We start from the raw sequence: 13344 nt of genomic DNA, 5'->3' as shown, positions 1-13344 counted from the left end.
AGCTCGCACCCGCTATTTTTTTATCCCGCTCATTATAATGTCCGTAAGCTGGGCAGCCAGGACTGACGGGCTTATATCCCAGTCTTCCAGGGTTATCGGTACCCAAAGGGAGCCCAGGCAGCCAATTATTAAGAGCGTCAATAATTTGGCATGCACATCGCGAATCTCACCGCGTTTTATGCTATCACGAATAATAGCAGTTAATTTCTCTTCTTTTTCATTACGTAAATTAAAGGTCCAGTCTTTCAGTTCCTCATCCCAAATTTCGGTATCCCAAAAAATGATACGGGTCAATTCCTTATGCTCCCGGCAAAATGTTATGTGCGCCTCGAATAGAACCGACATCCTTTCAATAAAGGTAAGGGTTTCCATCCTGGGCATGTCCATACGCATATAATAAGCCTGCAGGCTGCTTTCCATCATAGCCTGGAATAGCTGCAGCTTGCTGTCGAAATACTCGTATATGGTACCTTTGCCTATACCGGCAACCATGGCGATTTCTTCCATGCGGGTATTATGGTAACCCTTGCCGGAGAAGACCTGCGCGGCGGCATCCAGTATGATTTCCCGCTTATTCTGCCCCCGCTTGCCGGATTCCTTCATAATCAGCCCCCCTATTCAGCAAGTGTAAGTTTAAATCACAGATTACATGTTTTTCAAGCTTCGATGATTTCCTTGGCAACAGCTTCCTTGCGGGAACCCCGGCGGCTGAGCTTCCGGCCCCAGTCATCGAAAATGCTGTAGACTACCGGTACCAGTACCAGGGTAACCAGGGTGGATACCAGGAGCCCGCCGATAATCACTACAGCCAGAGGGGCATCCATTTCACCGCCTTCACCGATCCCCAGGGCCAGGGGAATCATAGCCAGAATGGTGGCCAGGGCAGTCATAAGAATAGGTCTCAGCCTTACCCGGCCGGCTTCCACTATAGCCGCGTTGCGCTCCATTCCCCGCTCCCGCAGTTGCTTAAGATAGTCCACCAGCACGATGGCATTGGCAACTACGATGCCGACCAGCATGATTACCCCGACAAAGGCTACCACGCTGAAATGCTTCCCGGTAATCAGGAGCGAAACGACAATACCGATAATCGCGGTCGGAACCGAGAACATGATGACAAAGGGGTTAAAGAAGGATTCATACTGCACCGCCATTACCGCATAGACCAAAATTATGGCCAGCAGCAGAGCAATGGCCAGAGTGCCGAAGCTCTCCATCATTTCTTTATTCTCCCCGCCGTATTCAATAGCATAACCAGCGGGAAGTTTAATCTTGTTCACTTCGGTTTGGATATCTTTCGTAACCGCGTTCAGATCCCGGTTTAACAGGTAACCGTTAATCTCCGCCTTACGCACCCGATCCACCCGGGTAATCTGTATGGGGCCCGGAGCCATTTCAAAGCTTGCTATCTGTGACAACTTAACTACTGCTCCAGTCTGGGTCAGAATATTCAAATTCTGCAGATAAGATAGTTCATCATAGCCCTGGGGCGAGTAGCGCACCCTTACGTCAACCTCGTCACCCTCGACTTTGTAGCGGGTAGCTACGCTGCCCTGGCGGGCATTCTTGATTTCCGCCGCTACCTGGCCCGGGGTGAGGCCAAAACTGGCAGCTCGCTGACGGTCAATCCGGACCTGTACCTCCGGATTGCCATCACTCAAGGAATTGGTTACCTCTCGGGTACCCGGTACTTTGCGAACGATATCGGCTACCTGGTCAGATATTTCACGCAAAACCTTCAGGTCGTCACCCCGGACCTGAACATTTATCGGCCCGCCGGTTGAACCCATGCCCGACGACATATCCATAACGCTGACCTTAATCTTGGCCCCGGCAATATCACTTATACGCTGGCGGATTTCCTCACTGACTATATCCACACCCCGTTTACGGTCTGCCCGGGGTATCAGTTTTACATAAAGCGTGGCTTTATCTCCCTGCACGCCGCTGTCCATAAACATGTTGGAGGAACTGCCAACACTGCTGAATATGGTTTCTACTTCCGGGATTTCATGCAGCTCACTCTCCACTCTTTTGACAATATCATCGGTATCCTGAAGCGGACTGCCTTTGTCCCCGTCAATGCTTATGGAAACTTCACCGGAGTCCATAGCCGGCATAAATTCCGCCCCCACCAGGGGGATTAAGGCCAGAGATCCCACCATCAAGACCGTTACCGTTAAAATAACCCGGCGGCGGTGAGACAGGGCCCATTCCAGCAAAGCCTTGTACCGATCCCCCAGGCTATCTATCCAGCGTCCGAAGCCCGAAGTTACGCGAGTCAGCCGACCAGTCCCGGTCAGGCGGCCTTCCATGGATTTATCGGTTAACATGCGCGATGCCATTAACGGCACTATGGTCAGAGCTACCATCAGGGAACAGAAAATAGCAAACATAACTGTAATGGCCAGCGGCTTAAACAGCACTGCAGCCAGCCCTTCGGTAAACATAATGGGAAAGAACACGGCAATCAGGGTCAGGGTGGAGGCTATAACCGCCTGGCCCACTTCGGAAGCACCGGTCACGGCAGCGTCCATGGCAGACAGCCCCAGACTGCGGTGGCGATATATATTTTCAAACACCACGATGGAGTCGTCTACCATTCGACCCAGGCCCAGGGCCAGGCCTCCCAGGGTTATCAGGTTGAGGGTGTCATGGTTAAAATACATCAGTATAAAGGTAGCTATGATAGACAGAGGGATGGCAGTAAAAATAATCAGGGTGCTGCGGGCATTGCGCAGGAACAGGAACAAGACCACCATAGCCAGCAGGGCGCCCTCCACCATCATCCGCTTGGTGGTATCCAGGGACTGGTTGATGTAGGTGGACTGATCCATTACTACCTTGATGTCCAGATCCAGATCCAACTCGTCTTCGATATTCTTTAACTCTTCCCGTACCGCTTCGCAGGTCTTGACCGTGTTGGCATCGCTCTGTTTAAGACAGTGGACTCCAACCGCCGCCTTGCCATCCACCCGGGTCATCTGGCTCTCATCCTTATAGCCATCGGTAACAGCGGCAATATCCTTCAAGTAAACAGTATTGCCGGTCGAAGTTAGTATGGCGACATCCTGGATATCCTCCACCGATTCAAACTGCTGCAGGCTGCGCAGAAAATATTTCCTGCCTCCGTCTTTTACCTCACCGGCCGACATATTAAAATTCTCCGTCTGCAGCACCTGGTTTACCTGTGCCAGGGTAAGGTTATAGTTAGCCAGCTTGACCGGGTCTACCTCAACCTTGACTTCCCGCTGCAATCCCCCGGTCATTACTACCGATGCTACCTCGGTGATCCGGCTCAGCCGCGGCTCAATGACATCTTCCGCCACCTCCTGCAACTGCCCCAGAGTCATGGTATCGCTATTAATCCCGATTTGTATAACCGGCATCAGGGTGGGGTCCATTCTTAAGACCACCGGTTTCTGGCTGCCGGTAGGTAGGTATTTTTCTATCAGGCCAATCTTTTCTCTGATCTCATTCACCGAGCTGTCCATGTTGGTTCCCCATTTAAAATAAATCAGAATCATGGATGAACCCGATGTTGAAATAGATTGAATTTCTTTAATATTGCTCAAGGTATTGAGTGAGCCTTCCAGGGGCTTGCTGACCTGGGACTCCACTTCCTCCGGCCCTACCCCCGGGTACTCAGTCATAACTGCGGCTATCGGCAGTTTCATATCAGGAATGAGGTCTACCGCCATTTTCGACAGGGTGAAAAACCCCAGGATTATGACCACCGATACCAGAATAATCACAGCTACCGGCCTCTTAACAGCAAAATTTACGATTTTCATTATTTAGCCCCCCCGGCAATTACCCTTACCAGGGTGCCATTGTTCACCAGGGTATTGCCTTTGGTTATAACCTGGTCGCCGACCTTAAGGCCAGAGCTGATTTCCACATAACGATTATCCCGCAGTTCCGTTTCGACCTCTACTTCACGCGCCCGATTCTTGCTGTCCACGGTGTAAACTATTTGTCGTCCGCTGCGGGGTATAACCGCGGCCAGAGGCACACAGAGCACATCCTGTTTGCTTAAGGTGCTGATTACCACTTCGGCAAACATGCCTGATTTAATCCTGCTGTCCTGGTTCTCCAAAACCACCTTGGCCGTATATTGCCGCTTCATGGGATCGGGGACGCTGGATACACTGTCCACCCTGCCCTTAAAAGGCTTCTCCCCGGCGGCCTTAACCATAACGTCGACCATATCGCCAGTCTTTATATAGCTGACTTCCGATTCACTGACCAGGGTCTCTATTTCCAAACGGGAGGTATCACTGACCACTGCCGCAGGGGATGTGGGGCTGGCGGTGTCGCCCAGGGAAAGGTTGATACTCCCCGCCACTCCGTTGATGGGGGAGGTAATAGTGCAATGGCCAAGCTGGGTTTGAGCTTCCAACAGACCGGCCCGGGCTTGTTCCACAGCCGCTTCAGTGCTTCCGGTGGATAGAAGCTCGTAAGCGCTCTTTGCTCCTTCCAGCTGTTGCTGGGAAGCTGCGCCGGCATCAAAAAGCTTCTGGATTCTCTCATAATTAAGGCGGGCATTTTCCAGTTGAATGGTATTGGCTTTCTGACCGGCTTCTGCCAGGGCCACCGCCGCTTCTCCCCGCTTAATGGCTGCTTCAAAGTCGCTGCCATCCAGGGTCAGCAAAGTCTGCCCCGCGCTTACCCGGTCGCCGGGTTTAACTAATATAGCCGTTACCCGGGCAGGGACCTTGGGCATTATGTATACTTCGTTAACTCCCCGAACTGTCCCCGGATACTTCACTGCCTGGGCGATGTCCCTCTTCTCCGCCTTGACCGTGGCAACACTTAACTCCGTCTCCTTAGCCGCTTCTTTCTTCTTATCGCAGCCACTCAATAACGATAGGGCTAATACCAGCATCAATAAAACAGATAGTGATTTCTTAATCTTTTTCACTACTTTCCCTCCCATTTTCTATGCAGCATAAACTGACCGACCAGTTGGTCGGTTTATAATTAGAATTATAACTGCAAATGGAAATAAGGGTCAAGACAGAAATGAAAAACGGATGGGGAGGGGTTGTACGGCTTACAACCCCTCCCCGCAGCCTACGGGATTCGGACTACGGCCAGCTGCCCCTGCGGCAAGCGCTGACCGTCGGCAAACCTTATGGTGTCATGAATTACCAGCCAGTATTCGCCTGCCGTCAGAGGCTCAAGCGGACGGCAGTTTAATATTTTTTCATTCATTACTTGAAGGTCAGACTTAATCCTCTTCCCATCACCAGCATTAATCAACTCGATATTAAAGTCATTCACATATCTCTCATTAAGCACCGACTTCATATTAATTTCAATACCGTCCTGCTCTGAAATCTCCCCCATATACTCATATCCCGGATAAAAGAAAGACCATTTATGCCCGCGCTCCGTATCGCTGAGTTCAGTCCATCCCGATTCATTCCCGTAGCATACCGGAGATTCACCAATGCCGTCCACAATATCGGCCCAGGCCTTCCAGTAACGAGCTTGGCGCAGCACCCGGCCATCTACCGCCACCTTGTAACGTTCCAAATCCAAACCAATCATGCTGCCGCAGGCAACGTCGCGGTTATCGCTGAGCAGTAAGCTGGCCGCCGCTAAACAGTTTTCATCCTCCACTTCAATATCCGGCATAATCCCCACCTTATTGATCTCTTCACCTGCGGGCGAGTAGAAACGGGCTATGGTTAGCTTCAACTTATCGCCATTGGAAAGGGGAAAAATCTGCTGCACGGTACCCTTGCCATAAGTTTTCTTTCCTATCAGCAAAGCCCGCTGGTTATCCCGCAGGGCTGCTGCCAGCATCTCCGCTGCGCTGGCGCTGTATTCGTCCTGCAGCAGGACCAGCGGCCCTTCTATCACTACGCTGGCGGGGGATGCCATATAGCCGTCAACGGTACTTCTTTCCTCCACCAGCACTGCCGGCTGTTCTCCCATAAAGACCCCGGCCGCATCGATAGCCGTTTCCAAATAACCTCCCGGATTACCCCGCAAATCCACAATCCATTTGGAGGCCTTTTCCTTCTTCAGGCTTTCGGCCGCTGCCTCCAGTTCCTCCAGGGTACGCTGACCGAAGTCATCTATTCCCAGATAGGCCGTCTCTTTATCAAGCATCTGCAGGTGAACCGTCGGCACTTCCACGTTATCACGGGTAACATCAACAGTCAGCAACTGTTCTCCCCGCTTAACCTCAAGCGTTACCGTACTCCCACCGGATCCGCGCAATATTTCCATAGCCCGGTCAGAATCCAGACCTGCCAGTGAAGCCTCACCTGCCGCAACTATCACATCATCCTTCCTAAGACCCGCCTTCTCTGCCGGCGACCCCTTTATCACCGACAGTATCCGAACCCCTTCGCTGCTGCCGGTTATGTATATACCGACCCCGGTAAAATTCCCATCCAGGGAATCCAACTGCTCCTGATACTCCTCCTGGGTAAGGTAACGGGCATAGGGATCGCCCAGGCGTTTCAGCATCTCTTTTACTGTCGGCGCAGTCAGTACGTCCTGAGACACAGGCTCAACATAATTGTCCTCTATAATCTCGGCTGCCTCATTGCATACACTCTTATCATCCGCTGCCGCTGCCGGGCATAAAGACCCCAAGATAAAAAAAAGGCCCAGCAGCAGAACGCCTGCCCTTTGGTATTTATTAAGCATTACCTTCCTCCATTCCCCGCTATCAATTTGCGGTCACGCCTCGAATTGGCACGCTGGGCTACAATACTGACTCTCATCCCTAACCCGGTACGGATAAATTGACTCCAGTCTACGGCAACACGGGCAGGATTATAAATTGTATTGACATATTTAATATATTCCATGAGTTCGAATATATCCCTTTAAAGAGGCTGAAAAAACATAGCCCGGCGTTTAGCCGGGCAATTTCAGTAAGTACTCTATTTTAATTTAGCTGTCTGGCCGGTCTTTGCCTCACTCCAATCAGCGGTATCATATACCTGTTGTCCGGTCAGGAGTGCATATTGGGCTTTGTACTGGGCCAGGCTTGCCCTGGCGTTTTCCAGGCTGATGCGCGCATTCATTTCTGTTACCTGGGCTGAAGACAGGGTAGATTTTGCAATCATACCTAGTTGATATTTAAGCTCTGTGATTTTCATATCTTTGGCAGCTGTGTCATAAGCTTTTTCCGCTGCAGCAATCTGGCCCTCCATAGTGTCTAACATATAATAGAGCTGCTCTATAGAAGCCCGAGTATCCCTTTTACTCTTCTCATAGTCCACCTGAGCTATTTCCAGATTTACATTCTGCATCTTAGAGGAAACCCCGGGTATAGCCCATGACTGTTGGCTTTCCTCTATTTTTAATTCAGCCTCTTTAGTCCAAACATCTGTTGATTCGGATAAGCCCCGGCTTACTTCCATATTCAGATCATTCCTTTTATACTGAGCCAGAGTAGGTCTGCTGCTCAAATCAGGCTGCCAATCCTCTCCCTCACCCAGCAAAGACCTTAACTTGGCTATTGAGCCATCATACTGGGCTTTGCTGAATTTATATATTTCATCTAATTGAGTAGTTCCGGTTTTTGCTTTTTCATAATCAAAATCAGCCAGTGTTCCCACTGCCCGGGCTACACTACTCATAGTTAACTGCAATTTAGCATCTTCCAACTTTGCCTGGTTCAGTTCCATGTTATTGTAATTGGCAATTGCAGTACAATAGGCGTTGACAACACTATAGGTAATACCATCCTGTGCTGTCCTTTCCGCCTTTTTAGCTGTTTGATAGCCAATTTCAGCCTGCTGATAGCCGTTCATTACTTTTTGATAAGCCGGCAGCACCAATCCACCCGAAGGTATCCAGGTGACCATTTCAGCCGCATCATTTCTGGTAAGCTCCGCCTTTTCCACCGCTAGAGTAGCCTTACGCAGGTCGGGATTATTTTTATATGCCATGTCCAGAGCTTGTTGAATCGTGATAGAATTAGTCGTCGATTCTGCAGCATAAGAGTAACCAGCACTGGTAAATACCAGGGACAGACACAGTAAGCCTGCTAATATGTATTTCTTGAGACTCATTAAACAACACCTCTCTCATTATTCCGACTCACCGGTCAGGTTAAACTTATTATATAAAGACCCAAGTATAGTGTCAATAAACTCATATTGAAGATTTCTTGACTTGATTTCCCTATATCACTCGTGAAAGCACCAACCGTTTATTTTCCTGGATCTTTAAAAGTAAGATTACCGTTTTTTTCATCCCAGGTATAATTGATTATTCCAGCCTTTTTCAATTCATCTATGGCTACAACATGAAAATCACCTTTTTGCTGGGCTGATAGGTCAATGGTCTTGTTGTTAAATACAAATGTATTACTGCTCTTGAAGAAATTAGGTACATAACTCGGATGGGGATAATATTCTCTTACAAGTTGAAGCATATTCCGGTACTCCAAATATAACTTGCCGTTCTCGTACCAGTAAGGCCAGGTAGTAGCTTCATCCGCGAGCTTCATGAGCTTAAGCTCAGGTTCAGTGGTAATAATCACTCGTTTGTGGAATTCGTTCCATTCCACCCTGCCGCCGAGAGCTTCCGTAACAAAGCGTACCGGCACCATAACCCGGTCATTAATTATCTGGCCAGGAATGTCGGCATCAATTTCCTGACCATTAACAAAAATCCCTACTCTTTCGTCTGCCTGGACGGAGAAGGTTATAGCCCCTGATAATAATACTGCTGCCAACATAATAACAATTAAAACCCTATTTTTCACAACGCTCACTCCTATTTGGATATTCTTTACTTCATTGTACAGGACTATCCAGCAGCAGTCCATTAGAAAAGGCGGGCTCTTAAGCAGAACCCGCCTTTATACTTGCTCTAGTTGCTATTTAGAAGAGAGTAGAACGGTTTGGCTGCCGGGATCCCAGCCAACCTCATAACCAAGACCTTCTGCTACATAGCGAGCAGGCAGCATGGTGTAGTCGTTAGCGATTTCTGGTGCTACTTCCATGGTCTGAGCTTCGCCGTTTACAGTGATAGTAGTACTGCCAATGGTCAGTTCTACTACATTGTCACCCTTGGTCAGGGTAACTTTCTGGGAAGCTTCATCCCATACTACGTCGGCTTCGGCAACACCCAGGGCATATCCCAGGTAACGAACCGGGACAAAAGTACGGCCATCCTTGATATAGGGAGCAGTGCCCGCAATCTTGGATACACCGTTAACCTGATAGATGTTAGAGCCAATCTTAAACTGACCAGCAGCTGCACCAGGAGTTCCTTCGTTTGGAGCCGGAGTTACGCATGTGGCTACAACCACTTTATTGGCTTCAAATTGCGGGAATGCAAGATTTGCACCTCCGGTTTCATTAATAGCATCACCTGCAACTGTCAGTTTAAATTCACCCTCAGGTACGGTACGGTCAAGCGTCACCTTCATTCCTGAAATCTTAATGGTACTTGGTTTTGTACTTTCAGATTTTACAGGAATGGACAATGTCTGCCCAACCTTTGCCATTGAGTCGGTCTTTAAAACTAAATCGCCGTCAGTAACTTCCACGGTCGGGAAACCTGCCCCCCAAGTAGCACCGTTAGGCAGGGTTATGTTGATCTCACCCGGGGAGGTCGCAACATCGATGGCTGCTGCACTTGGCCAAGTGTCTATGTTAGCAGAGTTCAGAGCAGCATTTTCCTTCTTGGTTTCCTTCAAAATAAGAGTTCCCAATTCCTGTCCCTGTTGCCCTATTCTAACCTTTTTAGTATCCTCACCGCTAAGTTCCAAAGCAGGTTTTACTGTAGCTACAATTACTTCTCCGGTAATTCCGGCATCGCCTGCAACATTAATTTTAAGGTCGCCTGAGAAATCAGGAGCTATATCAACTTTGAAATCTTTAAACTCCCATTTGCTCTTGGTAGTGCCTGCGGTAACAGTAGCCTTTAGAGTATCATAAGGTGAAGCACATGAAAAGGCTCCAATAGCAGCATTTCCTTCTTTCAACGTTGCAGCCGGCAGACCGGCAGAAGAGTATGAGCCGGACCATTTTACGTTAGAAGGTAATATAAACTTGATATTGCGGTTATTTAACAAGCTGGTGGCTACATTTTCTGAAACATAGAAAGTACCCAGTTTCTGGTCATGTTTGCCAGCAATAAGTTCAGGTGTAGTACCTTGTTCCACCTTAGCACCATAAGATACATACTTTCCTACATCTATATCTGCTTCGGTAGCACGACCACCTGTATCGGATAGATGTGCTACAACCACTCCTTCTTTGGCCAAAGTATCATCAACGGTTATTCCCCATTGTAAGCGAATCTGGCCGGATCCAGTGGCTGAGGTAGTACAATAAGCATTGGCGGTTCCTGCCACAAGTTTTCTCGGGATTGTTATTTCCAGAACTCTTGGGTCTGAACCACTCCGGGCAATGGCTGGAGCTGCAGGCCATCCAGAAGCAGGATTAGCCGCTATGCTGGCAAAGCCCCAAGCCCAGCTGCCGTTTCCGCCGGCACCTGCCTGCCAATTAAAGCCGTTTGGAAGCTTTAACTTAATTATGTTATCAGATGTATCAGTAGCTTTAAGTAATCCACCTGGAGCAACTTCGGAAATAATTATCGTATCAGTTCCGGTTTGCGGAGGTACAGCCAGTAAATTGTAGGGCAGTCCACCTGTACCGAATGATTTTGCGCTCTTAACAGTAGCTACACAACCGCCTGCACTAGAAACTCTCCCCACAACAAGATTGTACTGGGGAAATGCCCCACTCGCAGGTCCAAGAATCTGGCAAGTTATATCATTATCAAAGGTACCTACAGTAACACCGGTAAAATAGATTAATAAGCGACCGGGATTAGATGCTCCCGCAGCAGAGAAGGTTCCATTAAACGTAATATCCAATGTAGTTCTAGTAGCACTTACTACAGCTGATGTAAAGCTAGTAGCAGGACTCAGCGCATTCGCACTGCCACCTGCCAGTACCGGAACTACTATTTCTGTGGCTGCGGCAGTCCTAGCTGCACTCACGGATATCGGGCCAAAATTACTTAAGGTAAGTTCACTAGGAAAACTAAGGGTTAACACGTCACCATTTTTGATAGCTGCACAGTTATCAATATCAACTTGGATAATACCCAGGTCCTGGGCAGCAGTATTAGACTGTAATGTCGGAACTGATAACGCCTGATATGTTGTTGCTGCCTGAACTGCCGGCGGAGCTACGAATACCGGCGCTAAAAGAGCAAGACACAAGCATAGGGTCATTACTATGGAAAGAGATTTATGAGTCCTTAGCATTATTTTGCCTCCTTTTCGTTAATTAAACAGATAGGTAATCGATTCTAATCAACCTGTGTTACATAATTCCCCCTCCCATTGAAATCCTTTTCAGGTCATCAGCAGAATTTCTGCCAGCTAATGCCTATAAATTTTATTAATCTCTTGTTTCGACGGATAAAAGTTTATTATGGTTCCGTTTTCCTTGGTTTTTTTTTGATAATAAGAAAGACCCTTCCGGAAAAGTACCGGAAGGGTCTTAGAATTACTAAATGATATTTAGTTAATCAGAGCTTTAATGATAAGGTAATTATTGTGGCAGGTATTACATACCACCCTTGCCTTCTGCGGCAGGGGTTATTGCCTTCACAATTACGGTTACGGCTTCAGCTCTGGTAGCACTGCCCTGGGGCTTGAAGCTGCCGTCAGGATAGCCGTTGATGACTCCTGCCGCACTGGCAGTGGAGACCGCACCCTTGGCCCAAGCAGCGATCTTAGCGCTATCGGCAAAGGTCTTGCCATTATCGCCAGTCAGTTTGGCGGCCTTGACAATCATCACAGCCATTTGTTCTCTGGTAATGAGATCATCCGGACCAAACTTATTGTCACCGTAGCCATTTACAATACCAGCCGCCGCTGCGGTGGCTATGTATTTCTTGGCCCAGTGATTGGCGGTGTCGGCAAATACCTTGCCATTGGCAGAATCAAGTTCGAATGCTTTTACCACAACCGTAGCAAATTCAGCTCTGGTTATGGTCTTATCAGGTTTGAAGGTTCCATCCGGGTAGCCTGCAATAGCGCCAGAGTCAACCAGTTGTTTGATATTGGCTTCAGCCCAGTGCTTGGCAATATCACTCAGGACTACCGGCTTAGTACCAGGTTTATCAGCTTCCTTCGGGAAAGCTATTACCGCAAACTTGGTAAAGTGGGTGGTATCACCACTGACTTTGCCACTAGCGGTATCGACCTTGATGTTATCCAATGGAACCCACTTGTCATTAGCTTCATCATAGTAGCATAATTTCAGATCAAACTTATCGGTGTCAACCTTGCTCTTATCGAAGGACAGAGTAATGGTAACAGCCTTACTGAAGTTACCTGTCTTATCCTTAACGATTTCAAGTACGTCACTGACCAGTTTGGAAGCGGCATCAAGCTTCAGACCGGCTGTATCGGCTACTTTGCTGACGGTAACTTTAACGTCTGCCGCCAGAGCTCCGGCCGGTATTGCAATAGTTACACCGGTTGCACTGATAGTAGCGCCAGTGGTTGCCGTTACGCTTACCGGGTTACCTAAAGTAGCACTCAGGTTCGGAGGAGTCGGAGTTGCAGGAGTAGACCCGCCGCCGCTTCCGCTACCACTGCCGCCGCCTGTCAGCATGAACGACGGAGAGGTATAGGAGTTAAAGGCGCCAAAATTAATGGTTTGGGGACTATTTCCCGAGTAAACCTTCAAGGCTACAGTGTAATTCTGTCCAATCATTAAATTAGAAAAGCTAGACAGGGGAACAGAAAAGTTGACCGGACTACTGCCCGTACCATATATGGACTGGGATACGGTATTTACAGGGGTGTTATAAGTCTGTCCATAAATAGAGGCATACACAACAGCGTATACATTTCCGCCAACTTGATCTTCATATACAGTACCGGTAATACTGGAACCGGTGCTGTAATAGTTTAACCAGGTTCCCCAGTTTACACCCTGAGTTGCCATAGCAACACCTGAGAAAGACATCAGGAATACTGCTATTAGTAACATAACCAGCATTGTTCTGGGTTTGCGTGATAACTTCACAAATTTCCCTCCTTTTTTGACTTGCGCTTAGGTTTTTTGTTTCTCCACGTATGCTAGATACGTTAGAGGGAAACAAGAGATCAGGGTTACCCCCAATCAAACAACATTGGGCCTTTTCTTTGCAAAGAAAAAGTTTTTAAGGAACCTTGCCACTACCCTCCTTTCGCAGGTATCTGTCTATCGCACCGCCTGGTACCAGAGCGGCGGTAAAGACCAAAGCCCAATAAAAAAGTACAAAAAGCCCTTACCCTCAGCTTTCTTAATTACTTCGGTTCCGGGCAGGTCTTATCTGATTATTGCCGAT

At 48.3% G+C, this 13344-nt stretch carries 8 protein-coding genes; all 8 read right to left on the bottom strand.

The window, feature by feature from the left end; all coding sequences use genetic code 11:
* Positions 1–12: 12 nt before the first annotated feature.
* Entirely contained in the window at positions 13–603 is a 591-nt protein-coding gene (locus ACU70B_RS01270) for a TetR/AcrR family transcriptional regulator (RefSeq protein ID WP_447184558.1), read from the bottom strand.
* 53 nt (positions 604–656) lie between these two features.
* A complete protein-coding gene (locus ACU70B_RS01265) occupies positions 657–3794 on the bottom strand; it encodes an efflux RND transporter permease subunit (protein ID WP_447184557.1) in 3138 nt (1045 codons plus the stop codon).
* The gene (locus tag ACU70B_RS01260) at positions 3794–4924 is read right to left on the bottom strand and encodes an efflux RND transporter periplasmic adaptor subunit (RefSeq protein ID WP_447184556.1); all 1131 of its coding nucleotides are present in this window, start codon (positions 4922–4924) and stop codon (positions 3794–3796) included. The genes ACU70B_RS01265 and ACU70B_RS01260 overlap by 1 nt, the downstream gene beginning before the upstream one ends.
* A 152-nt stretch (positions 4925–5076) precedes the next feature.
* On the bottom strand, positions 5077–6669 hold the full coding sequence (locus tag ACU70B_RS01255) for a S41 family peptidase (protein WP_447184555.1): 1593 nt from the start codon (positions 6667–6669) through the stop codon (positions 5077–5079).
* Positions 6670–6908: 239 nt separating this feature from the next.
* Positions 6909–8045, bottom strand: coding sequence for a TolC family protein (locus ACU70B_RS01250; protein WP_447184554.1), 1137 nt, complete (start codon positions 8043–8045; stop codon positions 6909–6911).
* A 140-nt stretch (positions 8046–8185) separates the two neighbouring features.
* The gene (locus ACU70B_RS01245; RefSeq protein ID WP_447184553.1) at positions 8186–8743 is read right to left on the bottom strand and encodes a copper amine oxidase N-terminal domain-containing protein; all 558 of its coding nucleotides are present in this window, start codon (positions 8741–8743) and stop codon (positions 8186–8188) included.
* A 114-nt stretch (positions 8744–8857) separates the two neighbouring features.
* Positions 8858–11263 (bottom strand): copper amine oxidase N-terminal domain-containing protein, encoded by a 2406-nt coding sequence (locus ACU70B_RS01240; protein ID WP_447184552.1) that lies wholly within the window; start codon positions 11261–11263, stop codon positions 8858–8860.
* Positions 11264–11567: 304 nt separating this feature from the next.
* Complete coding sequence (locus ACU70B_RS01235; RefSeq protein WP_447184551.1) at positions 11568–13040, bottom strand: S-layer homology domain-containing protein; 1473 nt, start codon at positions 13038–13040, stop codon at positions 11568–11570.
* Between the last annotated feature and the right edge of the window lie 304 nt (positions 13041–13344).

The organism is Syntrophomonas curvata (assembly GCF_052976825.1).
This window is presented reverse-complemented; position numbering and strand designations above follow the sequence as displayed.